The sequence below is a fragment of the Bacillus sp. B.PNR1 genome (assembly GCF_030386235.1).
Lineage (GTDB): Bacteria > Bacillota > Bacilli > Bacillales > Bacillaceae > Bacillus > Bacillus stercoris.
In genome coordinates this window covers 1,491,343-1,517,144 of record NZ_JANYMN010000001.1, presented here as the reverse complement: position 1 = coordinate 1,517,144, position 25,802 = coordinate 1,491,343, and the positions used below count along the sequence as shown (strand labels likewise).

The following is a 25,802-nucleotide window of genomic DNA, read 5'->3' as shown; positions in this document are numbered from 1 at the left end:
TTATGGTAGTAGGAGATTTCCCTATTGAAACAGATACTCTTGTAATTGGTGCGGGACCTGGCGGCTATGTAGCTGCCATCCGCGCTGCACAGCTTGGACAAAAAGTAACAGTCGTTGAAAAAGCAACTCTTGGAGGCGTTTGTCTGAACGTTGGATGTATCCCTTCAAAAGCGCTGATCAACGCAGGTCATCGTTATGAGAATGCAAAGCATTCTGATGACATGGGAATCACTGCTGAGAACGTAACAGTTGATTTCACAAAAGTTCAAGAATGGAAAGCTTCTGTTGTCAACAAACTTACTGGCGGTGTAGCAGGTCTTCTTAAAGGAAACAAAGTAGATGTTGTAAAAGGTGAAGCTTACTTTGTAGACAGCAATTCAGTTCGTGTGATGGATGAGAACTCTGCTCAAACATACACGTTCAAAAACGCAATCATTGCTACTGGTTCTCGTCCTATCGAATTGCCAAACTTCAAATATAGTGAGCGTGTCCTGAATTCAACAGGCGCTTTAGCTCTTAAAGAAATTCCTAAAAAGCTTGTTGTTATCGGTGGCGGATACATCGGTACTGAGCTTGGAACTGCGTATGCTAACTTCGGTACTGAGCTTGTTATTCTTGAAGGCGGAGAAGAAATTCTTCCTGGCTTCGAAAAACAAATGAGTTCTCTTGTTACACGCAGACTGAAGAAAAAAGGAAACGTTGAAATCCATACAAATGCGATGGCTAAAGGCGTTGAAGAAAGACCAGACGGCGTAACAGTTACTTTCGAAGTAAAAGGCGAAGAAAAAACGGTTGATGCTGATTACGTATTGATTACAGTAGGACGCCGTCCAAACACTGATGAGCTTGGTCTTGAGCAAGTCGGTATTGAAATGACAGACCGCGGTGTCGTGAAAACTGACAAACAGTGCCGCACAAACGTACCTAACATTTATGCAATCGGTGATATCATCGAAGGACCGCCGCTTGCTCATAAAGCATCTTACGAAGGTAAAATCGCTGCAGAAGCTATCGCTGGAGAGCCTGCAGAAATCGATTACCTTGGTATTCCTGCGGTTGTTTTCTCTGAGCCTGAACTTGCATCAGTTGGTTACACTGAAGCACAGGCGAAAGAAGAAGGTCTTGACATTGTTGCTGCTAAATTCCCATTTGCAGCAAACGGACGCGCGCTTTCTCTTAACGAAACAGACGGCTTCATGAAGCTGATCACTCGTAAAGAAGACGGTCTTGTGATCGGTGCGCAAATCGCCGGAGCAAGTGCTTCTGATATGATCTCTGAATTAAGCTTAGCGATCGAAGGCGGCATGACTGCTGAAGATATCGCGATGACAATTCACGCTCACCCAACATTGGGCGAAATCACAATGGAAGCAGCTGAAGTGGCAATCGGAAGTCCGATCCATATCGTAAAATAAATTGAACATCAAAAACAGCCCTCGCTCAAAGCGGGGCTGTTTTTTTTATTTTGACAGCACGTGCTGTAATGGTTTAATGATGTCTTCTTTCTTTTTCACACATCCCTCGATTTTCACCACGACATGGCGCTGATCAACAACCATAAGGGTAGGGACAGTTTCAATCTCATCTTCCCAGCCTTCTTTTTTATCATAAACCTTCATTTTATCTATTTGCTCGGGGTAATCTTTTTCTAGATCAAGCAGTGCGTCGTAATAAGGCGCTTCTTGGTCTATTTGGTTCTCATCAGAAAAAAACAGGATTTGTGTATGATGAATGTTGTCAATCCGGCTTTTTTTCATCGGATTGATGGTGGAAAGCGTACAGCCCGATAAAGCAAGTACTATTATCAGCATGGGGAATACCGCGCGATATCGCATCTATCTTCTCCTCTGTATAAACAGTAGTTAACTAGCTTTAGTTTATCACGAGAGGCGGCTTAAACTGCTTCTTGTTACCTAATTGTTATATAATTGAAACCGTTTTTAAAGTGAGATTACATATGATATCAATCGTTTCAAATAGCAACCTAGGGGTATATTGAATTTATTGCTGCATTCTTTAATGAAAGTTCAAGAAAACGTGAAATTACCTTATGTGTTGCGGCATATATATCGGATAAAGCTGCTGTATGAATAAGAAATTGTAAAAATGAAAAAACACGATGTATATGATGAATTAAAATTAAATGTGTTATACAGTTTATTGTTGACATTTTAAATGTGTCATATTAATATAATAACAACAAAAGAAATTAAGCGTTTTCAAATTTCAAAGAAATGGGGAATAAGAGATGGGAACGATTGTTTGTCAAGATTGCAACGAAGCCATTCATTACTTTGAAGATGAGAAAGTGACAACATTATACGGAACATGCTGCGGACAATGCCAATGTCCTGTTGATGAAGAGTAATAAAAGCATGCGGCTTTAAGCCGCATGCTTTTTATTTTTTATTGAATTGCTTTTTGCTCTTTGATGACCCGGATCATATGTAAAGTCGAGTCCTCGGGTCCTTGAACAGGGAGGCCTGCGTCAAGGTTTTTAAAAATGTAGCTGATGTTTTCTTCTGTAATAATTTCTCCTGGAATGAAGATTGGAATACCAGGCGGATATACCATGACAAATTCAGCGATAATCCGTCCGGATGCTTCTTTCAATGGGATGACTTCCGTATTTGCATAGAAAGCATCACGCGGAGTCATTGCCAATAAAGGTATTTCCGGAAGCAATACCTCAGTTTGCTGATGTGTGACATCTTTTTCTGACATTTGCTGTGCTATGCCTGTTAAAGCCTCTACAAGCCGGTCTGCATCATTTTGGCTGTCACCAGGAGTGAAAATACACAAAATATTGTACAGATCAGAAAGCTCAACCTCAATATTAAAGGATTCACGAAGCCATTTTTCAACGTCATGTCCTGTCAGGCCAAGATTTTTAACAGAGATAATCAATTTTGTCGGATCATAGCTGTAAGCTGCTTTCGAACCAAGAATTTCAGAACCGACACAATAAATGCCTTCAATCTGGTTGAGGCGACCTCTCGTCTGATTGGCAAGCTTGAGTGTCTCCTCAGCAAGCTTGCGGCCTTCTGTTGCAAGGCGTTTTCTGGCAACATCCAAAGAAGCGAGAAGCAAGTAAGAAGTTGACGTCGTTGTCAGCATGCTCAGGATGGATTGCACTCGGTCTTTAGATACAAGGCCCTCTCTCATGTTTAAAATCGAACTTTGCGTGAGTGATCCGCCCAGCTTGTGTACACTTGTCGCTGCGATATCAGCTCCTGCCTGCATGGCCGATAGCGGCAATTCGTCGTGAAAGTGAATGTGAACGCCGTGTGCTTCATCCACAAGCACTGGCACATCAAACGAATGAGCGAGTTCCACAATGCTTTTTAAGTCGGCTGCAACCCCGAAATATGTCGGGTTGATGACAAGAAGCCCTTTTGCATCAGGATGTTCGGTAAGCGCCCGTTTTGCAGATTCAAGTGTAATGCCGTGCGAGATGCCCAATTCATTGTCAATTTCAGGATGAATAAAAATTGGAACTGCTCCGGAAAATACAATAGCTGTCATAATTGATTTATGAACATTTCTTGGAATAATAATTTTATCGCCAGGTCCGCAAACAGCCATTACCATTGTCATAATGGCGCCGCTTGTTCCTTGAACAGAAAAAAATGTGTGATCCGCGCCAAATGCTTCAGCAGCAAGATCCTGTGCTTGTTTAATAATGCCTTTAGGCGCGTGCAGATCGTCTAATGGCTCAATATTAATTAAATCTATGCTTAACGCGTTTTCACCGATGAATTGTCTGAATTCCGGGTCCATTCCTGCCCCTTTTTTATGGCCGGGAATGTGGAATTGAACAGGCTGTCTGCTTGCATGCTTTTTCAGTCCTGTATATAAGGGTGTTTCATGTTGCGACAATTGTTTTCCCACCTTTGTAATCATACCTATGCATAATAGTGTGTATTAAAATCAGTTTCTCAACCGTTTTTTAGACGTAAAACAAATGAATTATATTATGAACTTGAAAGAATGTAAAGAACAATTTATGATCTAATGAAGATGCTTTCTCTTAAAGGAAGTAATTTTATAAGGAGTGAAGAAAATGGAGTACCAATATCCGATGAATGAAGACTGGACAACCGAAGAAGCAGTGGATGTGATTGCATTTTTCCAGCAGGTTGAGCTTGCATATGAAAAAGGGGCAGACCGCGAAGAACTGCTTAAAGCTTACCGCCGTTTCAAGGAAATTGTGCCGGGGAAGGCAGAGGAAAAAAAGCTATGCGGCGAGTTTGAGGAACAAAGTACATATTCTCCATATCGCACGGTCAAACAGGCGAGAGAATCTGATCAGGCGAAGATTAAAATGTAGGAAAAAGAGCCGGGGGATAGCCCGGCTCTTTTTTATGCTTGTGATACTTTTTGGGTGAGACGGTATAGAAAAGCAAGCTGCTTAAAGGCGTCATCGATATGCTGAAGGAATTCCTGATTATTCATATTCAATACTTCTTCTTTTTGAAGCTGTATGCCGCATAACAGCTCGGCTTTCTTTACAGTCTGCAAACGCTCAAACAGAGTCTTCAGCTGCTCCTTGTCCATTTCAGACTGTTTATGTACTCCCGGTTTTGTGTGATCCGCGGACCAAACGAAGCTGTCAGGAATATTTTTCGTAATGGTTTCCTGATTTGCTTCAAGCAATTTGCCGTATTCTTCTTTGATAGGGGATTCATAAATAATTGCGAACCACACAAAGACGTGGCTTTCCCATAAACCAATCTGGAAATGCGGCAGTTTTTTATAGCCTCTTTTGCTGTTTGCGAACGCCACCCAGCTGTCAGCAGGGGGATTGACGGATCTTCTTGCGTGCTTTGCCACATGCGGAAACATTTCATCTCCGGTTAATGCTGTTAAAGTCGGGGCAAAATGTTCGCCTAGAGCTGTAAGCTTGGGGCGGACCGTCTCTTTTAATACCTCCATGCGCGCGTCTAAGCCTTCTATTGTAAATGTATTAAAGTCTTCTTCAGTGAAACGCATTTGTGTCATGATTTTCCTCCTTCATGCTAAGTATACATATTTTATCACAGTTCATACGAGCTTCAAAAAGATTGAGCGCGTTTGAAGTAAGGGGAAATGTGGTAATAAACGAATAGGTAAACACACAATTTTCAGAATCATGTTGCGCGTAAATAGAACAATCATACGATATAAGAAGTAATCATTGTTGAATGGCAAAATGGGATGCTTTCTTACAAACAAATGATCTCTGGAAGGGGCGAAAGACAATGAGGCAAGTTGTAAAAGAGGGATTTAAGGAAGAGAAAAACAATCGTGTTGCTGTCTGGAGACTAGAGGTTGATTATGAATTGGCAACCCTATATGAAGCAATGCAAAAAGAAAATGAAGAGCAGATTGAACAAAGCAAAAACAAACTTGAGCGACTTAGAAAAGAATGGATTCGTCTTAACGGGTAAAAAGCGATAGTGAAAACGAACCGCATGAATGGTTCGTTTTTACATGAGAAGGGATATTTTTCATTTTCCTTGCTTTTTCACCGCCGTTATCAGTATCCTATAAAATAAAGGTCTACATAGAAGAGAGGTACGCACGAATGGCAAATTGGACGGAAATTGATGAGATTGCAAAAAAATGGATAAGAGAAGCAGGCGCGAGAATAAAACAATCTATGCATGAAAGCCTGACAATTGAAACGAAATCAAATCCGAATGATTTAGTCACCAATATTGACAAAGAAACCGAAAAGTTTTTCATTGATCGAATTCAAGAAACGTTTCCGGGACACCGCATACTCGGTGAAGAAGGGCAAGGAGACAAACTCCACTCACTGGAGGGAGTCGTCTGGATTATCGACCCGATTGATGGGACGATGAATTTTGTGCACCAGCAAAGAAATTTTGCGATTTCAATTGGGATTTTTGAAAACGGTGAAGGAAAAATCGGTTTAATTTATGATGTGGTGCACGATGAGCTGTATCACGCATTTAGCGGCAGAGGAGCTTACATGAATGAAACGAAGCTGGCTCCTTTAAAAGAAACCGTCATTGAAGAAGCGATTCTTGCCATTAATGCAACATGGGTAACGGAAAACAGAAGAATTGATCAAAATGTGTTAGCGCCACTTGTGAAAAGAGTCAGAGGCACACGCTCCTACGGTTCTGCCGCTTTAGAGCTGGCAAATGTCGCGGCAGGAAGGATAGATGCTTACATCACAATGCGGCTTGCGCCATGGGATTATGCAGCAGGCTGTGTGCTGTTAAATGAAGTAGGGGGCATCTATACGACCATCGAAGGATCGGCGTTTACCTTTTTAGAAAACCACAGTGTGCTAGCCGGCAACCCATCTATACATAAAACGATATTTGAAGAGTATCTTCATGCTGGGAAGTAGGCCATTTGAGCAGGATGATCTCAGCTTGTTAGAAAAGCTTGCGGAGGCTCATCCTGTATGGAGAGAGGAGGAGTTTGGGGATAAAAATGCAGAAGACTATATCATCTCCTACTCCATGTACAACGGGTCATGGCTTGTGTGGGAAAAAGACGGTCTGCCTGTTGCCGTCAGCTATCATCTCGAATGGTCTCCTTCAAACGGTAAGCCGTGGCTCGGAACGGTGCTGATTGACCCGGCTGAAGAAAAAAAGGGATATGCGAAGATGATCATTGAACAGATCAGCAAATTGCTTAGAGCGAAACATAAAGCGATGTTTGCGGGTGTTCCCATTGAGCGCAGGGAATGGATATTGTTTTTAAGCCAATGCGGTTTTGAACAGCTGAAAACGGAAAAAGATGAGAAAGGCAAATCATTTATGATCCTGGTGAAGCCTTTAGCATAAGCTCGTGCGGGTACCATTAAAAGCCTCTCAAGCATTGAGAGGCTTTTAATGATTTAAAAATTATTTTTTTACCGCATGAATATAATGAATCGTTTCAAACGCTGACAAATTGTCTTTTCGATTGCCGAAGAAATGGTCATTAATGTCGTCTGGTGATAGATGTTCATAGATCAGTAAACCAGATGATGCTAACAGGTGTTCAATCTCCTGATAAGCGAAACATGATTTCATCGGTTCTCCGCCTGCGGCAGCCATTTTCACCATATGTTCCACTCGATTCGACGTTCCTTTTGCTGTAAAGAGTGTTTCATCCGCATAATCAAAAACAATAGAGCTTCCAGCCGGGACATGAGAAAATAAATTGCTGATGAGGCTCGCAATTTCTTCATGCGTTAAATAATAAGACACTCCTAGAAGACTGAAAAATGTTTTTGTGTTCTCAAATCCGTTTTCTATGAGAGGCTCATATGAAAACATGTTGCTAAAATCCATAGGAACAAAATGAAGATGACCCGGAATTGCCAGATTTGCGTCCTTTAGCTTATTTTTTTTGAATTGCTGTGTAGCTGGATGATCCACTTCGAAAACCTGTAAGCTGTTTTCTAATTCTGGATGCCGAAAACAGAAAGTATCCAGTCCTGCTCCAAGAATGACATACTGTTTTGCTCCCAGCATTAATTCGTTGTGCAAAACTATTCACAATAAGATGCACGTGCCAGGGGCGTGGGTGACAGCTGGATTTGTACAACCCATTTTAATATTTTTTCAGGATCATTTTGAAGACGCTCGGCAATCTCTTTGTTGAAAAACGATATTCCTTGAATCATATTTTCACTGATATTTGTAAACTCTTTTTCATTAATGAGTTCTTTTGCCATAAAATCATCAAAAATAAGAGGGGTGTCATATCGGCTGTGATATGCACGGGCAAAAGCTGAAACCAAAGACGTTAAGCTGGACTCATTGTTCCGCATGAAATGGTCCTCCCACAAAAAAATAAGATTCCCCCGGCCAGGAGAATCTTATTATACACACAAATATATTAATAGTAAATTTTAGCATAAATAAATTTTTTTGTCAATGTTTTTGCTCTTTACTGGACGCGCAATCTTCACATAACAAGTGTCGCTAGAAGAATTTCTCTATCAATTTTGTGCGTTGAATCAGGGAGGATCGACTGCTGCTTTCCCTATGCTGCACACTTGCGGCTGTTTTTTGTAAATTGGAAGCGGTTTCTGATCTTTTAACATTATCCTTTCATGCTGAAGACAGAACTGAATACATGTAACAAAAAAAGCCTGAGGGATCTCAGGCTTTTCCTAATATTATAATCCAACAGCATTCCAGGCTGCTTCAACTTTAGAGGCATCAGTAGAGCCGTAAAGGTCACGGGCAGACTGAATGAGAGCTGCCTTGGCATCTTTGAACGTTGAAGAAGGCGTGAGGTACGTTGTTAACGCACGGTAATAGATTTGCTGTGATTTAGATACACCAAGCTTTGTAATTGTGTTGTAAGCGGCTTTGTTTGGGATTCCGCTGTTTGTGTGTACGCCGCCGTAATCGCCTTCATCTGTGTTTGGAAGGTTTTGATAATCGGCGTAATTATCAGGCTGATCGTATTTTGTCGGATTGGACAGGCTGCGGAGAGCAGGCTGGCTGACTGTAATGTCTTCACCGATGTCCCAGTCCTCTGTATCGTTAAAGTAACCGAATACGTCAGAGAATGATTCGTTTAATGCTCCCGGCTGATTTTCATAAATCAAGTTGGCCGTTTCTTGAGTGACGCCATGAGTCATTTCATGTGCAGTCACATCTAATGAACCGGAAAGCGGAGAGAAGAATGAACCATCGCCGTCACCGTAAATCATTTGGTCTCCTATCCAGGCAGCATTGTTGTACTTAGTGCCATAATGAACGGAAGAAACAATTTTACTGCCTTTGTTATCATAGCTGTTTCGTTTAAAGTTTGAATAAAAATAATCGTACACTTTTCCGAGGTTATAGTGTGCGTCAACGGCTGCCCGCTGTGATGAAGATGTAAATGTTTTCGTTGTGCTTGAGACAAGCGTGCCCGGAAGGCGGCTTTGTCTGTTTTGTAAGTCATATGTGATGATTTGGGTGCCTGTTGGTTTTGAAAGATCTCTTAGAACGTATTTTCCGCTTTCATAAGAGATGTTCAAAGGAACAGTTGCGCCCTTTAGAGTTGTTCCGCTTCCAGTGGCGGCGGCATGTTCTACTTTATTTTGCTGTTTTAAAATGCTGCCTGTTTCGGCGTCAACTAAGACTTCCCAGTTTGCAGGTTCAGGCTCGACATAGCGAATCGTCACGTCGTAAGCAAGACGATAGCTGCCGTCCTTTGTTTCTACAGCTTTTAATTCAGCTTTATCGCTGTTTTTGGCCGCTCCGTTAGAGACAGCGTCTGGTGATTTGCCGATAGCTTTGAAAGCAAGTGCCAGTGCTTTTTCAGAGGAGACTTTTTGGCTGTTTTCTGTTTTTGCAGCAGATTGATTGTGTAATTCACCATTGATCGCATAGACATTGTCGGATTTATCGACGTGAACGATCACTTGCGAATCTTTAATCGGCACTCCGTTAACGACAGGCGCATATCGGAAGTGCTTGTACCCAAGAGCATCAGTCGTGCTTTCAACAAGCTTCAGCCTTTTGGCAGGATCACCTTTAAAAATGTTGCTGTTCTTTTTCAAAAATTGTTTGACAGCCTTGTCATTTGGTGCAGATAGTTCTGATTGAGCAATTGCGTTTTTGGAGAGGAAATTTGTTTGATTCTCTTTAAGCTGATGACCTTCAGCAGCCTGAACACCTGGAAGGCTGATTGATAAACTCATAAACGAAGCAGCGACAGCAACAGACAATTTCTTACCTAAACCCACAATAAATCCCCCTTTTTGAAAATACTGAAAACTTTATATTGTTATATTAAACTAGCATTCTGGAATACTCAACAAAAACTAACATAACTAGACAAAATTGATAGTATTGTCCTGTGTTTGTTTTTGTTGAATAATATCAAGATGAGTCAAGTGTCATGTGATGGTTTATTTAAGAGTTATGTTTTTTACATATCAAGGGGAAGATGAGATATTTTTGTTTTTTATTGAAACTTTTTGAAAAGTCCGCTGTCTAACCGAATGAGGCCTTAATAAGAAGTAAAGGATTGTTGTTTGTGTTGGAGTTATTCAGTCATTATGTATTGCATTTCGAACGTTATTTTATATTAAGCAGACAAAGCACGCTGCTGATTCAATGGTCAATTGTTGTTCTGGCGGGCTTATATCTTTTGGTGCATCATCCCAAAATAAACCGGCAGCGCACAATGTTCTTGGCGGGTGTTATATTGCGGATTGTGCTGCTGGCAGGGGTGTCTGTTGAACTTATTCACCAGGTGCAATCAACAAACTTCACGAGCGTGTACTTAAGAGAGGACGGAAATGAACTGCTGCCGCTGCTGCATTTTTTGTTATACGGTTATGTGCTGCTGACGGCTTTTCACTACATGTTGATGCTTCGTGATCATGGCGGAAAGGGTAAGTTTTATACGTTCGACCTGGCCGTTGTCAGTTTGCCAATCGTACAAATGATTTTTAGTTTCTTTTCGTATTGGAAGGAATACCCGGATGGGATGGAGCCGATCGCATTCATGTTTCTGTTTTTCATCATCACTCTTCCTATTGTGTTGAATGTAGTGTTTTTCAAGCTGTATTGGAGAACGAATAAGATCTTACTAGGTTTATTTTATACGTTGATTATCGGACTGCTTGTCTTGCTGCTTGCGCCATATCCCAATCAAATCTCAAAAGATTATGGTGCAGTAATGCCATATACGATTTATTTGACAATGGCGGGATTTTTGATGAGCTATCATCTGTTCCAAAAGTCAGGAAAGGTTTATGTGCGTGTGAATAAGTGGCTGCCGATGGCTGTCATGGTGTTTTTTGTCCTTCTCTTAAATCCGATATATAACATAGCAACGGCTGCTTTCTCTGTATCAAAACCGATAAATGTCCATGATTCATTCAATTTTGTCGGGGAGCACATTTCATCAGAAAAAGCGGAACAGATACTAAAGTCATTTTTTCCTACGGATGAAACACTTTATTTGCACGATACGAACATGGATGTGCATTATTTCTACTCATTTGAAAGCAAGAGTTATAAAGCTGAGGTAGATGAAGTATCGCAGCTGATTCGCAATTATGAATACTTGGAAAAAGCGCATGGGAAAAAGCTAACGAATCAGGAGTACAAGCGGAAGTCCATCGCTTTCCTTGAGCGACACGGACGTGTGTTACATAAGGATCATATCGAAACAAAGGTATCTAATGAGGACGGCCAGACAGTCGTACGTATATACCTCAAAAACCGACTTCATAAAAAAGATCATGCTGATGATGGCGCGGTATTTTATTGGGAAAAGGAAACCTTAATGGGTTTTAGTGAAGATCCTTCGATTTATCAGCTTGACTCTCTTTTGCATGTTCATATAACAGAACAAGACATTCACGACAAAGTGGAACAAATGTTTACAGCGTTGAACATATCAAAGCAGCCTTATCAGATCACTGGTATTGAAAGCGACAGCCTGCTCGGAAGCATGGTGCGTGTTGAAATAAAAGATGGAATTATATTGGAATTTGATGGAGAATCCGGTAGTTTACAGAGTCTCTCAATTCCAATGAAAAAGGAAATTTCACTGACTAACAGCCGGCTGCAGCAGCAGGTATTAACGGTCTTTGATGCTGATGTATCAGAAATGAAGAAAAAAAGCAGGAAGAGTGACTTGGTAATGTATACTGATTCTTCTAAAGCATATGAGTTTTTTGAAGATCAAGGTCAGCTAAACGTTTATGCATACAGCGAAACACCTGATCAGACATTCCCCTTTACGTATCGTAATGGAACATTGGCTTACAAAAAAGTAGCTTCTGCATATCAGGGTGTCATTTACAAAAAGCGTATGCGTCCGATTATCGTTCAAAGAGGGGATGAACGGCATTATGCATGGCTGATCATTATTCAGCCGTTTGGTTCAAATCGCCATGATGCCTATGTAGTGGATGGAGAAACACAAGAGGTGAAAAGTCTTTATGAATCATAAAGAAAAAGAGTCCGTTTTTTTAGACTTATACGACCTGTATAAAGAAGGAGAGTTAGAGGATGAATCAATGGAATGGATGAAACAGCATGAGTCCCTATTTGAAAAGAATGCGGAAGACTTAAAGAGTAAAACTTGTTTAAAGAGAAGCCCTGGTGCTGAGGAAGAAAGCCAAATGAGATATATGAAAGTATACCTGTCTTCCATGTATATCTGTTTCATTTTATTGGCCATTTGGATGACGGTGTGGTTTTACTTTTAATGAAGCATAGGAATTCCATTGAGGACTTGTATCGGCAGTATTATCAAGAAATTTTAAATTATTTATTCAGAAGGACTCATCACCTTGAAACAGCCAAGGACTTAGCGCAAGACACGTTTGTGAAAGCTCTTAACGGCCTGGCCTCGTTTAGGGGGCATTCTTCCATCAGAACATGGCTTTACACCATTGCCCATCACACCTTTATCAATTGGTACCGCAGGGATGTCAAATACCAATTTACTGATATCAGCAAAAATGAAGGGTTAACGCAAACAACTTATGAGCAGCCTGAACAGTATCTGTCACGGACGGTAAAAAGCAAAACGCTGCGGCAGGAGCTCCTGAAGTTAAAAGATCAGCATCAATCCGTTTTGATTTTAAGAGAATTCCAAGAGCTTACTTATGAAGAAATCGCTGAGATATTAGGATGGAGTCTTTCTAAGGTGAAAACCACATTGCACCGGGCTAGATTAGAGCTGAAGAAAAACATGACGAAAAGGAAAGAGGAGGGGCGGATATGACGTGCTTTCTAGTAAGAGACCTGCTTCCTCTGTATCTTGAGGGTGATTGTAAAAGAGAAACGGAACACATCATAGAAGAGCATTTAAAAATATGCAGCGACTGCAGAGATATGAATGACACGATGGCTGAGCCATTTGAATTGGAAAGTGAGCAGGCTGTTGAGGAGGCTTTTCTGCCGGAAGAAGAAATGCGTTTTAAACAGAGGTACTATGGTTTACTGATCATAAAAGCTGCCTGCTGGTTTGGAGCGGCATTTGCCGTGATGCTGATCATCAAACTGCTGATATAAAGCAAAGCGCTTGTCCGTCTGACAAGCGCTTTTTTAGATTAAGCCTGGGGATGAATCATATCGTAGATAGCGGCAAGCTGTTCTTGTGACAGGGCACTGAAGAGTTTTTCATAAACGTCAGCTTGCATTGGCGTTGCGCCTGCTTGTACCGCTGCATCTTTATCATAGCTGTATACATCATCTTGCAGCACAATGGCTGCTTGAAGAATGTGAATCTTTAAGGTAACAGCGGAGAAAAATTGTTCAAGTGCAAGTGCTTCTTTTTCTGTGAAGCCAAGTTCAACTGCTTTTTCTGTATCGAATTTATAATCTCCATCCTCGAGATACACACATTGTGAAACAATGCTAAAAAATTCTGATGTCGATTCCCACAATTTTGCGATGACTTGAGCCTCTTCTTTTGTCATTCCTAACTCGACAGCTTTTTCGCTGTCGAAATAATATACACCGTCTTGTTCGTATATACACTGATTTAGAATATCAATAAATGCATTGATATCTTCGTTTGTGACTGTCTGATGCTGAACATAAACATCAGTGTGATCAGCCGGTGTTTTTGCGCTGGCTGCATCAGGGCCGAACGTTAATAGAGCAGCTGAGGTCATTGCGGCAGTCGTTAGCATCGCTTTTTTTACAAATGTGTTCTTCATGTTTCTTCTCTCCCTTTTATGAATTGTGCTACAAATTCCATTATAGGGAGTGATTACCGGTGGAGAAATAGGCGCTATGGTATTTTATGTGTATCGTTGTCGAACTACTTTTTGAAGGCTGCGTGTGTGATCGTTAGAACGATTGTCTATGTATGAAGGATGATTTGCATCTTCCTGACTAAGAAACAGGGGAGATAAGGCTTAAAGAAATGAAAAACACCGCTTTCTTTGCGGTGTTTTTTGATTACAATGTCGCGGGCGGGGCAATGCTTTTAATCAAGCAAACCCTGTTCGCGCATTTTCTTTTTCAATGTAAATCCGCCGCCCATAACGGCGCAAACAAGTACAATGCTGGCGATAATGCCAATAGCGCTTTTTTCAGCGATAAAGACGCCGATCAGCATAATGCTGAAAACCGCTGCAAATGCAAATAATAGTAAAAGCCAATTCGTTTTTTTCATATTTTCCATCCCCTTTTATGTCTTATATTAAGTTTACTGAAAAACGTGACGCTTTTAAAGAGGATGTGTGGTATAATATGAAAGTTATCTAATTTTTTTAGGAGATGAAAAAGTGAAACTTCGAAATGATCTTCGCAACATCGCGATTATTGCCCACGTTGACCATGGGAAAACGACTTTAGTCGATCAGCTTTTACATCAGGCTGGAACGTTCCGTGCCAACGAACAGGTTGCTGAACGCGCAATGGACTCTAATGATCTTGAACGCGAACGCGGCATTACAATTTTGGCGAAAAATACTGCGATTAACTATAAAGATACACGTATCAATATTTTGGACACCCCTGGACACGCAGACTTTGGGGGAGAAGTAGAACGGATTATGAAAATGGTTGACGGCGTAGTGCTTGTCGTTGACGCATATGAAGGCTGTATGCCTCAAACTCGGTTCGTTCTGAAAAAAGCTCTTGAGCAAAACCTGAACCCGGTTGTTGTTGTAAACAAAATTGACCGTGATTTTGCCCGTCCTGAGGAAGTAATCGATGAAGTTCTTGATCTGTTCATTGAGCTTGATGCCAATGAAGAGCAGCTCGAGTTCCCAGTAGTATATGCTTCCGCGATTAATGGAACAGCGAGTCTTGATCCGAAACAACAGGATGAAAACATGGAAGCTTTATATGAAACAATTATTAAGCATGTTCCGGCACCTGTTGATAATGCAGAGGAGCCGCTTCAATTCCAAGTTGCCCTTCTTGACTACAACGACTATGTAGGCCGTATCGGAATCGGACGCGTATTCCGCGGCACGATGAAAGTCGGACAGCAGGTTTCTCTTATGAAGCTTGACGGAACGGCTAAGTCATTCCGTGTAACAAAGATTTTTGGTTTCCAAGGCTTAAAGCGTGTGGAAATTGAAGAAGCAAAAGCGGGAGACCTCGTTGCGGTATCCGGGATGGAAGATATCAACGTTGGTGAAACGGTATGCCCTGTAGACCATCAAGATCCGCTTCCGGTGCTTCGCATTGATGAGCCGACACTTCAAATGACATTTGTCGTGAATAACAGTCCGTTTGCAGGCCGTGAAGGCAAATATGTAACGGCTCGTAAAATCGAAGAGCGTCTTCAATCACAGCTTCAGACGGATGTGAGCTTGCGTGTAGAGCCAACAGCTTCACCTGATGCTTGGGTTGTCTCCGGACGCGGTGAGCTGCACTTGTCAATTTTAATTGAAAATATGCGCCGTGAGGGCTATGAGCTTCAAGTGTCAAAACCTGAAGTTATCATCAAAGAAATTGACGGCGTACGCTGTGAGCCTGTTGAGCGTGTGCAAATTGATGTGCCTGAAGAGCATACTGGCTCTGTCATGGAATCAATGGGAGCACGCAAAGGCGAAATGGTGGATATGATCAACAATGGAAACGGCCAAGTCCGTCTTATCTTTACAGTTCCTTCCCGCGGATTGATCGGTTACTCTACTGAGTTCCTATCATTAACACGCGGATTCGGTATTCTGAACCATACGTTTGACAGCTACCAGCCGATGCAGGCGGGCCAAGTCGGCGGACGCCGTCAAGGTGTGCTTGTGTCAATGGAAAACGGAAAAGCGACATCTTATGGTATTCAAGGAATTGAAGACCGCGGTGTTATCTTCGTTGAGCCGGGAACTGAAGTATACGAAGGAATGATCGTTGGAGAGCATAACCGTGACAATGACCTTGTTGTTAACGTCAGCAAAATGAAACAGCAAACAAACGTTCGCTCTGCGACGAAGGATCAGACAACTACAATTAAAAAAGCGCGCATCATGTCTCTTGAGGAGTCTCTAGAGTACTTAAACGAAGATGAATATTGTGAAGTAACACCTGAATCCATCCGTTTAAGAAAGAAAATCCTCAATAAGAATGAACGTGAAAAAGCGGCTAAAAAGAAAAAAACAGCAGGATTGTCTTAAGCTCGTGCAGAATTTGAAAAGATAGAACCCGTACGTTTACAGGGGAGGGAATCTTTTTGAATGACGTAAGCGAACGCCTGTCGTTCTTCGCCGCTCTATATCAAGTAGACCGGCAGCCTGCGGCAGGCATGTGGCTGCTGTACGGCACGATTTTTGTGTTGGCCGTTATTGTATTTAAGCTTGGATTTGCTAAACGGCTTCCTGTGTTAAAATCAGCGGTGGTGTATGTATTTCTTGCTTTAGGCTGCACTGTTTTGACTTTTTTAGGAGTGTTTTTGCCCGTGGCAGAAGGATTGGTCGTCGCTGCGCTGATTTTAATCATTTACAAAATTCGGCTGTATCAGTCGAAAAAGGGACAGTCTGCAAAATCATAAAAGACTCAGCTGAAAGCTGAGTCTTTTTTTGTTCTGTATGTTAAGCGGCCGCTTTATTTTTTGACTTTTTCTTTTTTCTGCTGTCCCGGGTGAAACGTAAATTTTCCCGTTTTCAGCCGTTCTTCTGTTTTTTTGGCAATCCGATCGTGGCATTCCTGGCACATATATGTATGGATTGGGCGGTTTCGAAGCCGTTTCGCGATCAGGGTATCATCATCAATTGTTTCAATTTTATCGCAAATAGAACATTTGACCCTCATCATATCACCTCTTTCACTAACATGTATTATAGCACGGATCAGAAGCTGTCCAAAATAAGAAAAAGCTAAAGCGCAAGGCTATAGCTTAATCATTCTTGTTCTTTTTCATATGATGATCTGATTGATCGTTTTGTTCCTTCTCCATTTCCTGCTGCTGTTTTCTATTTAATTGATCATTTTGCTGCTTTGTTTGCGGCTCGTCTTCATTGTCAATCACATCGTTAGGCACTTCGGGAAGCACTCTGCCGACAATCGCAGCTAATTCATCCAGTATGCCTGTTACCGGATGGCCCTCACTGATTTCTCTGCTCATTTCACGCAGGCGGCTGACCGTATCGGGATCTGCAATAACAACTGCGTTGGCGCCATATCGATCATTTTTTAGAGCCTGTGCTACAGAGTATTTGATGGTTTCCACTTTGCTTCTGTCCAAAGTGTCATCGACATCAATCCCAACAACAGCATAACCTCCCAGCACAACAGCTGTTGCATCCTTGACGTCGGGGTTTCTATCAGCAACGCTGACCAGATGCTTGGCTATATCCGCTCTAGTTCCATTGTCTTTTGTTTCCTGAGTTGTGTCCTTTACATGAATCGGTTTAGTCTCCTGCTGTCTTGTTGATTCCTTTTCAACATTCTGGTCCTGTTTACCTTGTTGATAGGCACAAGCGGACAGGATAAGCGTCAGCTGTATGATAATGAAAAGAATTCGCACTTGCGGGTCCCTCCTTGAAATGCTTTCATTAATTTTATTGTTGAATTAACCTTCTATCTTTATGCACAAAAACATATATTTTAGCAGGCATTCACCTTTTTCATCAAAAGAGAAGCAGGAAGAACTTTGACCCTTATATCAGGAGGCTGAGACTTGAGTAAAATTTATGTGTTAGATACGAATGTGTTATTACAGGATCCTAACGCGATATTTTCTTTTGAAGAAAACGAGGTTGTCATCCCTGCTGTCGTATTAGAAGAGGTTGATTCAAAAAAACGGTATATGGACGAAGTTGGGAGGAATGCAAGGCACGTATCTAAGCTGATCGATGCGCTAAGGCAAAAAGGCAGGCTGCATGAGCATGTGCCGCTTGACACTGGCGGCACACTGAGAATTGAACTGAATCATCGTTCGTTTCACCAGCTGCAAGAGATCTTTATTGAAAAGACGAACGATAATCGCATATTAGCTGTGGCGAAAAACCTAAGCCTAGAGGAAGAAACAAAGGAAAATGGCAGGCCGGTTATCCTCGTGAGCAAGGACGTACTTGTTAGGGTTAAAGCGGACGCAATTGGACTTCATGCCGAAGATTTCTTAAATGACAGGGTTGTGGACAATGATGAAATGTACAGCGGCTATAAAGATATATATATCAGCCAGCAGCTGTTCAGCTCTTTTTACGGGAAAAATCAAATTTCAGTAAACGATGTGAAGCAGCATGCGTTTTATCCGAATCAATTTGCTTTAATGAAGGATGAGCTGGGAGGGTCCTCCTCGGCTGTCGGGATTGCAGATAAAACCGGAACGGTATTAAAAAGACTCGTATTTGATGATGAACATATATGGGGGATCAGGCCGAAAAATGTACAGCAGACAATGGCGTTAGAGCTTTTGCTGCGGGAAGATATTCCGCTTGTTACCCTGATCGGAAAAGCGGGGACCGGAAAGACGCTCTTAGCCTTGGCGGCAGGGCTATTACAGACAGAAGACTTGGGAATATATAAAAAGCTGGTCGTCGCAAGGCCAATTGTTCCTGTTGGCAAAGACATCGGGTATTTGCCAGGCGAAAAAGAGGAAAAGCTAAAGCCTTGGATGCAGCCGATTTTTGACAACTTGGAGTTTCTGTTCAATGCGAAAAAACCAGGGGAGCTTGAGGCTATTTTGGCGGGAATTGGCTCAATTCAGGTAGAGGCGCTGACTTATATCAGAGGGAGAAGCATTCCAGATCAATTTATTATCATTGATGAAGCGCAAAATTTGACCAGGCATGAGGTAAAAACATTGCTAACGAGGGTCGGTGAGGGCAGTAAAATAGTCTTAATGGGCGATCCTGAACAAATTGATCACCCATATTTAGACAGTCTGAACAATGGTTTGGCCTATGTGGTCGAGCGGTTTAAAGGACAACCCATCTCAGGCAGCGTGAAGCTGTTAAAAGGTGAGAGATCAGGTCTCGCCCAGCTTGCCGCTGACTTGCTGTAACATTAAATGATTTCGATTTCTTTTAAATCGGTAATCGGCTGTTTATGATGAACCGGATCTTCAAAGTAAATATGCACGGGGCCGCCTTCTTGAATCGGCTTGCCTGCCTCACTGAAATGGACAATACTGTTCAAAGCGGTTTCCAGAGAAACGGCGGCCTTTCCTGAACTTGTGACAAATACACATTGTGTCGCAGAGCTGTTCGGCTCGGCATTTTTCAGCACAGTCCCAAGTCTCATTGCAAAACTTCCGTTCATCAGTTTTTGCTTCTCGTATTGTTTTTCGGTCTTTAAAGTCGGCGGCGCAATCCGGCCCTCTCTGATGACGCGTTCTGAATCAAGCTCGGATTCATCCCCGGTAGATTGTAATGTGTCTTGACTGTCCCCTTTGCGGTCAAACGAAAATTTGCGATCATCAAAAATCCATACGCTTGGATCAATGGTAATCGGATATGTAACATTGCCTTTTACTTGGATAACGCTCATAATATGACCCCCTTCTCTCAAAATTATAAAAGTTTTCGCATGAATTGTCACTTTGTGTACAAATTATGTGTATTGAAATGCTGAGGGAACGAGGGTGTTTGCATGGTATGCCGGCATAATGATGAGCTTGAAGCCTTAGTGAAAAAGGCGAAAAAAGTAACGGACAAGGGGGAGGTAGCCAGTTATATTCCTGCCTTGGCAAAAGCTGATAAACACGATCTGTCAGTGGCGATTTATTATTCCAATAATGTTTGCCTGTCAGCAGGTGACGTAGAAAAAACATTTACGCTTCAAAGTATATCGAAAGTCCTTGTACTTGCTTTGGTATTAATGGAATACGGCAAAGATAAGGTCTTCAGTTATGTTGGACAGGAGCCGACCGGTGATCCGTTTAATTCAATTATCAAGCTGGAAACAGTAAATCCAAGCAAGCCGTTAAACCCTATGATTAATGCCGGGGCATTGGTAGTAACAAGTCTGATTAGAGGAAGAACGGTGAAAGAGAGACTTGATTATTTGCTATCTTTTATTAGAAGGCTGACAAACAACCAAGAGATTACATACTGCCGGGAAGTGGCTGAATCCGAATACAGCACTTCAATGATTAATCGGGCAATGTGTTATTATATGAAGCAGTACGGCATTTTTGAGGATGATGTAGAAGCAGTAATGGATTTATACACGAAGCAATGCGCGATTGAGATGAGCAGCTTGGATTTAGCGAAAATCGGATCTGTATTTGCATTGAACGGCAGAAATCCTGAGACTGGGGAGCAGGTCATCTCAAAAGATGTCGCAAGAATTTGCAAAACATTTATGGTGACGTGCGGAATGTACAATGCAAGCGGGGAATTCGCAATTAAGGTCGGAATCCCCGCGAAAAGCGGCGTATCCGGCGGGATTATGGGCATTTCACCTTATGATTTCGGGATCGGTATTTTCGGTCCGGCATTGGACGAAAAAGGCAACAGCATTGCAGGTGTAAAGCTATTGGAAATCATGTCTGAGATGTACAGGCTGAGTATTTTTTAATTTATGTCATCTGCTTAAATCCTCTTGCATTTTCTGCTGATACCCTTTATGATAAATAGAAGAATTAGGTACTCGCCTGGGGAACGGAGGGATACTTTTGGCTTCAGAGATGATAGTTGACCATCGGCAAAAAGCTTTTGAACTCTTAAAAGTTGACGCTGAGAAGATTTTGAAGCTGATCCGAGTACAAATGGATAACTTAACGATGCCTCAATGTCCTCTATATGAAGAGGTCTTAGATACTCAAATGTTCGGGCTTTCGAGGGAAATCGATTTTGCTGTCCGCCTGGGATTGGTTGATGAAAAAGACGGTAAAGACCTTTTATACACATTGGAACGTGAATTGTCTGCATTGCATGACGCGTTTACAAGTAAATAAATGATAAAACTCAAACTTATTAACAGTTTGGGTTTTTTTATAACCGCTATTTTTCTCTCTTAAAGACGGTCTTTTTTTACACATTCCTTCCGAATCGTATAGAGATTCTTCGTCTCATTTGATAAATTGTAGTAAAATAAAAAAGATAAATACATAAAAACCATAGTTAATGGAAGTTAGAAGCAGGGAAGAGGATGTTATGTTAAAAAAAATGCTAAAATCTTATGATTACTCACTGATATTCGCAATTGTTTTACTGTGCGGATTCGGTTTAGTGATGGTATACAGCTCAAGCATGATTACGGCTGTCTCCCGGTATGGAGTAAGCAGTAATTTTTTCTTCATGCGGCAGCTGTTTGCTTTAATTGCGGGTGGCGCTCTATTTATTCTCATGGCGTTGTTTCCTTATAAAGCACTGGCCCATCAAAAGTTTCAGAAGGGGATACTGCTTGTATCTGTTCTTGCGCTTATCTCACTGTTTGTTTTCGGGCATGTTGCCGGAAACGCGCAGAGCTGGTTTAAAATCGGCGGAATGAGTATTCAGCCGGGAGAATTTGTGAAACTGGTCGTGATTTTATATCTTGCAGCCGTATATGCAAAAAAGCAAAGTTATATCGACCATCTGTTAACGGGAGTAGCCCCTCCGGTAGTCATGACGCTTGTGATTTGCGGGTTAATTGCCATGCAGCCAGATTTCGGTACAGCCATGATTATCGGGTTAATTGCGACGTGCATGATCTTGTGCTCCGGCTTCAGCGGAAAGACACTGATGAGGCTTGTCATACTGGGCGGAATTGTTTTGATTTTAGTCAGCCCGATTATCTATTTGAATCAGGATAAAATTTTAACTGAAGGCCGTTTAGCGCGTTTTGAGAGTCTTGAAGACCCATTTAAGTATGCAAATTCATCAGGTTTGCAAGTGATCAATTCTTATTATGCGATCGGCTCAGGCGGCATTTTCGGTCTGGGGCTCGGTGAAAGTATCCAAAAATACGGATATCTGCCTGAATCACACACTGACTTTATTATGGCTGTCATTGCTGAAGAGCTCGGCATTTTTGGGGTATTGTTTGTGATTTTCTTATTGGGTTTTGTCGTCATAAAAGGTTTTTATATTGCCAGAAAATGCGAGGACCCGTTTGGAAGTCTTCTAGCGATCGGCATTTCAAGCATGATTGCCATCCAGTCGTTTATTAACCTTGGCGGTGTCAGCGGATTAATTCCGATTACAGGGGTTACCCTGCCATTTATCAGTTACGGGGGCTCTTCTTTGGTGCTGCTGCTGGGGAGTATGGGGATATTAGCGAATATCAGCATGTTTGTAAAATATTCAGAGAATAAGAAAAAGAGAGAACCCTTGGCGACGAAGGGACTGAAAAAGAAACAGCTTAAAAAAACTGTTTATCAGTAAAAAACAAGTGTGTACAGGGGAAGGATATTCCGCTATGATAGATTATATTCCATTCGGGTAAGGGGGAAAAAAGTTTGTCTCAGCAATCGATACAAAAAGTATTAGTAGCAAACAGGGGAGAAATTGCAATCCGAATATTCCGGGCGTGTACCGAGTTGAATATTCGTACAGTTGCGGTCTATTCAAAAGAAGATTCCGGTTCCTACCATCGGTACAAAGCGGATGAAGCATACTTAGTCGGTGAAGGGAAAAAACCGATTGATGCTTACCTGGATATTGAAGGGATCATTGATATTGCGAAAAGAAACAAAGTCGATGCAATTCATCCGGGATACGGTTTCTTATCTGAAAATATTCATTTTGCGAGACGATGTGAAGAAGAAGGAATCGTATTCATTGGTCCAAAATCCGAGCATCTCGATATGTTTGGTGACAAGGTAAAAGCGCGTGAGCAGGCAGAAAAAGCCGGAATCCCCGTGATTCCCGGAAGCGACGGTCCTGCAGAAACGCTTGAAGCCGTTGAACAATTTGGACAAGCTAACGGTTATCCGATTATCATTAAAGCCTCGCTTGGCGGCGGCGGCCGCGGTATGCGGATTGTCAGAGCTGAAAGTGAAGTCAAAGAAGCATATGAGCGTGCAAAATCAGAGGCGAAAGCAGCCTTTGGCAATGATGAAGTTTATGTAGAAAAATTAATTGAAAATCCAAAACATATTGAAGTTCAGGTGATTGGAGACAAGCAGGGCAATGTCGTCCATCTTTTTGAAAGGGATTGTTCCGTTCAACGACGCCACCAAAAGGTCATTGAAGTGGCGCCAAGTGTGTCGCTGTCACCTGAATTAAGGGATCAAATTTGTGAGGCGGCTGTTGCGCTTGCGAAAAATGTAAACTATATAAATGCGGGTACGGTCGAATTCCTTGTTGCAAACAACGAGTTCTACTTTATTGAAGTAAATCCTCGCGTACAAGTTGAACACACGATAACAGAAATGATTACGGGTGTCGATATTGTTCAAACACAGATCCTTGTTGCCCAAGGGCACAGTCTTCACAGCAAAAAAGTAAATATTCCTGAGCAAAAGGACATTTTTACAATCGGCTATGCCATTCAGTCACGGGTTACGACTGAGGATCCGCAAAATGATTTCATGCCTGATACAGGAAAAATTATGGCTTACCGTTCAGGCGGCGGTTTTGGTGTCCGTCTTGATACCGGAAACAGCTTCCAAGGCGCCGTGATCACACCATACTATGATTCACTGCTCGTTAAGCTTTCAACTTGGGCTTTAACGTTTGAACAGGCGGCTGCCAAAATGGTACGAAACCTTCAGGAGTTTAGAATCAGAGGCATAAAAACGAACATTCCGTTCCTTGAGAACGTTGCAAAACATGAGAAGTTCCTGACAGGGCAATATGATACGTCTTTCATTGACACAACGCCTGAATTATTTATTTTTCCTAAACAAAAAGACCGCGGAACGAAAATGCTCACTTACATCGGCAATGTGACAGTGAACGGCTTCCCCGGAATCGGGAAAAAAGAAAAACCGGCGTTTGACAAGCCGTTAACCGTAAAGGTAGACGCTGATCAGCAGCCCGCCAGAGGAACAAAGCAAATTCTCGATGAAAAAGGTGCAGAAGGGCTTGCAAATTGGGTTAAGGAGCAGAAATCTGTCCTTTTAACAGATACGACATTCAGGGATGCCCACCAATCGTTATTGGCAACTAGAATCAGATCGCATGATTTGAAAAAAATCGCAAATCCAACGGCTGCATTATGGCCTGAACTGTTCAGTATGGAAATGTGGGGAGGCGCGACCTTCGATGTAGCCTACCGATTCCTGAAAGAGGATCCGTGGAAACGTTTGGAAGACCTTCGTGAAGAAGTGCCGAATACCTTATTCCAGATGCTGCTTCGCTCATCAAATGCGGTCGGCTATACGAATTATCCGGACAATGTGATTAAACAATTTGTGAAGCAATCAGCTCAATCGGGCATTGATGTGTTCCGTATTTTCGACAGCTTAAATTGGGTAAAAGGAATGACGTTAGCCATTGATGCCGTTCGAGATACCGGCAAAGTGGCAGAAGCGGCGATTTGTTATACGGGAGATATCCTAGATAAGAACCGGACGAAGTACGATCTTGCTTATTATACATCGATGGCGAAGGAGCTTGAGGCGGCCGGTGCCCATATTCTCGGGATTAAAGATATGGCAGGGCTGTTAAAACCGCAGGCTGCATATGAACTCGTTTCAGCGTTGAAAGAAACGATCGACATTCCGGTTCACCTTCATACACATGATACGAGCGGAAACGGTATTTATATGTATGCAAAAGCTGTGGAAGCCGGTGTTGATATCATAGATGTGGCGGTCAGCTCAATGGCGGGATTAACGTCACAGCCTAGCGCGAGCGGATTTTATCATGCGATGGAAGGCAACAACCGCCGTCCGGAAATGAATGTCCAAAACGTTGAATTGCTGTCCCAATATTGGGAGTCAGTGCGTAAATATTATAGTGAATTTGAAAGCGGAATGAAGTCTCCGCATACTGAAATTTATGAGCATGAGATGCCAGGGGGCCAATACAGCAACCTGCAGCAGCAGGCCAAGGGAGTAGGCCTTGGCGACCGCTGGAATGAAGTCAAGGAAATGTACAGACGCGTGAACGATATGTTCGGTGACATCGTCAAGGTAACGCCTTCTTCAAAAGTAGTCGGAGATATGGCACTCTATATGGTGCAAAACAACCTGACTGAAAAAGACATTTACGAAAAAGGCGAATCATTAGATTTCCCTGATTCTGTTGTGGAGCTTTTCAAAGGGAATATCGGGCAGCCTCATGGCGGATTCCCGGAAAAACTGCAAAAGCTGATCTTAAAAGGGCAGGAGCCGATTACAGTCAGACCGGGCGAACTGCTTGAGCCGGTATCATTTGAAGCGATCAAACAGGAATTTAAAGAGCAGCATAACTTGGAAATTTCAGATCAGGACGCTGTGGCGTATGCCCTTTATCCTAAAGTTTTCACTGATTATGTGAAAACGACAGAAAGCTACGGAGACATCTCGGTATTAGATACACCGACATTCTTCTACGGCATGACATTAGGTGAAGAGATAGAAGTTGAAATTGAGCGCGGCAAAACGCTGATCGTTAAGCTGATTTCAATCGGTGAGCCTCAGCCTGACGCCACTCGCGTCGTTTATTTCGAACTGAACGGGCAGCCGCGTGAAGTAGTCATTAAAGATGAAAGCATTAAGTCTTCCGTTCAGGAAAGGCTGAAAGCAGACCGGACAAATCCAAGCCATATCGCAGCTTCCATGCCTGGAACCGTTATTAAGGTATTGACTGAAGCAGGTACAAAAGTCAATAAAGGTGATCATTTGATGATTAATGAAGCGATGAAAATGGAAACAACGGTTCAAGCCCCTTTCTCAGGAACAGTCAAGCAAGTTCATGTGAAAAATGGCGAGCCGATTCAAACGGGAGATCTGCTCCTCGAAATTGAAAAAGCATAAAAAACAAAGAGTGTATATCATTTGATATACACTCTTGTTTTTTATAGAAAATGCGGAGTGAAACTGTTTAGAAGAGATGTAAGCGGCCT

At 42.2% G+C, this 25,802-nt stretch carries 26 protein-coding genes and 1 pseudogene; 17 read left to right on the top strand and 10 right to left on the bottom strand.

The window, feature by feature from the left end; genetic code table 11:
- The first annotated feature begins 2 nt into the window (after window positions 1–2).
- Window positions 3–1,415, top strand: coding sequence for a dihydrolipoyl dehydrogenase (lpdA, locus tag NZD81_RS07775; protein WP_014663834.1), 1,413 nt, complete (start codon window positions 3–5; stop codon window positions 1,413–1,415).
- Between the two features lie 45 nt (window positions 1,416–1,460).
- Here the strand turns inward: lpdA and slp are convergent, their stop codons facing one another.
- A complete protein-coding gene (gene slp / locus NZD81_RS07770; RefSeq protein WP_040083253.1) occupies window positions 1,461–1,835 on the bottom strand; it encodes a peptidoglycan-associated lipoprotein Slp in 375 nt (124 codons plus the stop codon).
- A 413-nt stretch (window positions 1,836–2,248) separates the two neighbouring features.
- Between slp and NZD81_RS07765 the strand changes: the two genes are divergently transcribed.
- Entirely contained in the window at window positions 2,249–2,368 is a 120-nt protein-coding gene (locus NZD81_RS07765) for a GapA-binding peptide SR1P (RefSeq protein WP_003232305.1), read from the top strand.
- A gap of 38 nt (window positions 2,369–2,406) precedes the next feature.
- On the opposite strand, the gene speA is transcribed toward NZD81_RS07765, so the two are convergent.
- Entirely contained in the window at window positions 2,407–3,879 is a 1,473-nt protein-coding gene (gene speA / locus NZD81_RS07760) for an arginine decarboxylase (RefSeq protein ID WP_040083252.1), read from the bottom strand.
- Between the two features lie 184 nt (window positions 3,880–4,063).
- Here speA and NZD81_RS07755 point away from each other — a divergent pair, with 184 nt between their 5' ends.
- Complete coding sequence (locus tag NZD81_RS07755) at window positions 4,064–4,330, top strand: UPF0223 family protein (protein WP_014663837.1); 267 nt, start codon at window positions 4,064–4,066, stop codon at window positions 4,328–4,330.
- A gap of 32 nt (window positions 4,331–4,362) precedes the next feature.
- On the opposite strand, the gene NZD81_RS07750 is transcribed toward NZD81_RS07755, so the two are convergent.
- Complete coding sequence (locus tag NZD81_RS07750) at window positions 4,363–5,001, bottom strand: YktB family protein (protein WP_014663838.1); 639 nt, start codon at window positions 4,999–5,001, stop codon at window positions 4,363–4,365.
- A gap of 239 nt (window positions 5,002–5,240) precedes the next feature.
- Between NZD81_RS07750 and NZD81_RS07745 the strand changes: the two genes are divergently transcribed.
- The 3 genes from NZD81_RS07745 (at window position 5,241) to NZD81_RS07735 (ending at window position 6,806) form a co-directional block, all read left to right on the top strand.
- Window positions 5,241–5,429: a hypothetical protein gene (locus NZD81_RS07745; protein WP_009967148.1), complete on the top strand. Its 189-nt coding sequence runs from the start codon at window positions 5,241–5,243 to the stop codon at window positions 5,427–5,429.
- Window positions 5,430–5,566: 137 nt separating this feature from the next.
- Window positions 5,567–6,364, top strand: coding sequence for an inositol-1-monophosphatase (gene suhB, locus NZD81_RS07740; RefSeq protein WP_289859969.1), 798 nt, complete (start codon window positions 5,567–5,569; stop codon window positions 6,362–6,364).
- A gap of 25 nt (window positions 6,365–6,389) precedes the next feature.
- Window positions 6,390–6,806, top strand: a complete 417-nt coding sequence (locus tag NZD81_RS07735) for a GNAT family N-acetyltransferase (RefSeq protein WP_289860549.1) — start codon at window positions 6,390–6,392, stop codon at window positions 6,804–6,806.
- Between the two features lie 60 nt (window positions 6,807–6,866).
- Here NZD81_RS07735 and NZD81_RS07730 read toward each other — a convergent pair.
- Together NZD81_RS07730 and nprE are read right to left on the bottom strand one after the other, a co-directional pair.
- Window positions 6,867–7,780: pseudogene (locus NZD81_RS07730) on the bottom strand (class I SAM-dependent methyltransferase).
- Between the two features lie 351 nt (window positions 7,781–8,131).
- Complete coding sequence (gene nprE, locus NZD81_RS07725) at window positions 8,132–9,697, bottom strand: neutral metalloprotease NprE (protein WP_014663842.1); 1,566 nt, start codon at window positions 9,695–9,697, stop codon at window positions 8,132–8,134.
- A 284-nt stretch (window positions 9,698–9,981) separates the two neighbouring features.
- Between nprE and NZD81_RS07720 the strand changes: the two genes are divergently transcribed.
- The 4 genes from NZD81_RS07720 to NZD81_RS07705 are packed head-to-tail and all read left to right on the top strand — an operon-like array spanning window position 9,982 to window position 12,992.
- Window positions 9,982–11,922, top strand: coding sequence for a hypothetical protein (locus tag NZD81_RS07720; RefSeq protein ID WP_289859966.1), 1,941 nt, complete (start codon window positions 9,982–9,984; stop codon window positions 11,920–11,922).
- The gene (locus NZD81_RS07715; protein WP_069838818.1) at window positions 11,912–12,181 is read left to right on the top strand and encodes a hypothetical protein; all 270 of its coding nucleotides are present in this window, start codon (window positions 11,912–11,914) and stop codon (window positions 12,179–12,181) included. Before NZD81_RS07720 ends, NZD81_RS07715 begins: the two co-directional genes overlap by 11 nt.
- Window positions 12,181–12,702 carry an RNA polymerase sigma factor YlaC gene (gene ylaC / locus NZD81_RS07710; protein ID WP_289859964.1) on the top strand — a complete coding sequence of 174 codons (522 nt, stop codon included), beginning with the start codon at window positions 12,181–12,183 and terminating at the stop codon, window positions 12,700–12,702. Before NZD81_RS07715 ends, ylaC begins: the two co-directional genes overlap by 1 nt.
- A complete protein-coding gene (locus tag NZD81_RS07705) occupies window positions 12,699–12,992 on the top strand; it encodes a zf-HC2 domain-containing protein (RefSeq protein WP_147771857.1) in 294 nt (97 codons plus the stop codon). The genes ylaC and NZD81_RS07705 overlap by 4 nt, the downstream gene beginning before the upstream one ends.
- A gap of 38 nt (window positions 12,993–13,030) precedes the next feature.
- Here NZD81_RS07705 and NZD81_RS07700 read toward each other — a convergent pair whose 3' ends face one another.
- Both NZD81_RS07700 and NZD81_RS07695 read right to left on the bottom strand, forming a co-directional pair.
- On the bottom strand, window positions 13,031–13,642 hold the full coding sequence (locus tag NZD81_RS07700) for a hypothetical protein (protein WP_069149544.1): 612 nt from the start codon (window positions 13,640–13,642) through the stop codon (window positions 13,031–13,033).
- Between the two features lie 272 nt (window positions 13,643–13,914).
- A complete protein-coding gene (locus NZD81_RS07695) occupies window positions 13,915–14,103 on the bottom strand; it encodes a YlaF family protein (RefSeq protein ID WP_040083245.1) in 189 nt (62 codons plus the stop codon).
- Between the two features lie 112 nt (window positions 14,104–14,215).
- On the opposite strand from NZD81_RS07695, the gene typA reads away from it, so the two are divergent.
- Window positions 14,216–16,054 (top strand): translational GTPase TypA, encoded by a 1,839-nt coding sequence (typA, locus tag NZD81_RS07690; RefSeq protein WP_003232278.1) that lies wholly within the window; start codon window positions 14,216–14,218, stop codon window positions 16,052–16,054.
- Between the two features lie 56 nt (window positions 16,055–16,110).
- Window positions 16,111–16,428 carry a YlaH-like family protein gene (locus NZD81_RS07685; RefSeq protein WP_003232274.1) on the top strand — a complete coding sequence of 106 codons (318 nt, stop codon included), beginning with the start codon at window positions 16,111–16,113 and terminating at the stop codon, window positions 16,426–16,428.
- A gap of 53 nt (window positions 16,429–16,481) precedes the next feature.
- On the opposite strand, the gene NZD81_RS07680 is transcribed toward NZD81_RS07685, so the two are convergent.
- Together NZD81_RS07680 and NZD81_RS07675 are read right to left on the bottom strand one after the other, a co-directional pair.
- On the bottom strand, window positions 16,482–16,691 hold the full coding sequence (locus NZD81_RS07680; RefSeq protein ID WP_003232271.1) for a YlaI family protein: 210 nt from the start codon (window positions 16,689–16,691) through the stop codon (window positions 16,482–16,484).
- An 82-nt stretch (window positions 16,692–16,773) separates the two neighbouring features.
- Window positions 16,774–17,403, bottom strand: a complete 630-nt coding sequence (locus NZD81_RS07675) for a YhcN/YlaJ family sporulation lipoprotein (RefSeq protein WP_289859958.1) — start codon at window positions 17,401–17,403, stop codon at window positions 16,774–16,776.
- 153 nt (window positions 17,404–17,556) lie between these two features.
- Between NZD81_RS07675 and NZD81_RS07670 the strand changes: the two genes are divergently transcribed.
- Window positions 17,557–18,885, top strand: coding sequence for a PhoH family protein (locus NZD81_RS07670; RefSeq protein ID WP_069149545.1), 1,329 nt, complete (start codon window positions 17,557–17,559; stop codon window positions 18,883–18,885).
- A 2-nt stretch (window positions 18,886–18,887) separates the two neighbouring features.
- Here NZD81_RS07670 and NZD81_RS07665 read toward each other — a convergent pair whose 3' ends face one another.
- The gene (locus NZD81_RS07665) at window positions 18,888–19,370 is read right to left on the bottom strand and encodes a hypothetical protein (protein ID WP_014663851.1); all 483 of its coding nucleotides are present in this window, start codon (window positions 19,368–19,370) and stop codon (window positions 18,888–18,890) included.
- Window positions 19,371–19,472: 102 nt separating this feature from the next.
- Here NZD81_RS07665 and glsA point away from each other — a divergent pair, with 102 nt between their 5' ends.
- From glsA to pyc, 4 genes are all read left to right on the top strand, one after another.
- The gene (glsA, locus tag NZD81_RS07660; RefSeq protein ID WP_071576764.1) at window positions 19,473–20,402 is read left to right on the top strand and encodes a glutaminase A; all 930 of its coding nucleotides are present in this window, start codon (window positions 19,473–19,475) and stop codon (window positions 20,400–20,402) included.
- A gap of 97 nt (window positions 20,403–20,499) precedes the next feature.
- Window positions 20,500–20,781 carry an Fpa/YlaN family protein gene (locus NZD81_RS07655; protein ID WP_014663853.1) on the top strand — a complete coding sequence of 94 codons (282 nt, stop codon included), beginning with the start codon at window positions 20,500–20,502 and terminating at the stop codon, window positions 20,779–20,781.
- Window positions 20,782–20,980: 199 nt separating this feature from the next.
- On the top strand, window positions 20,981–22,192 hold the full coding sequence (gene ftsW, locus NZD81_RS07650; RefSeq protein ID WP_014663854.1) for a cell division protein FtsW: 1,212 nt from the start codon (window positions 20,981–20,983) through the stop codon (window positions 22,190–22,192).
- Between the two features lie 74 nt (window positions 22,193–22,266).
- Window positions 22,267–25,713, top strand: coding sequence for a pyruvate carboxylase (pyc, locus tag NZD81_RS07645; protein ID WP_227098510.1), 3,447 nt, complete (start codon window positions 22,267–22,269; stop codon window positions 25,711–25,713).
- Window positions 25,714–25,802: the final 89 nt, after the last annotated feature.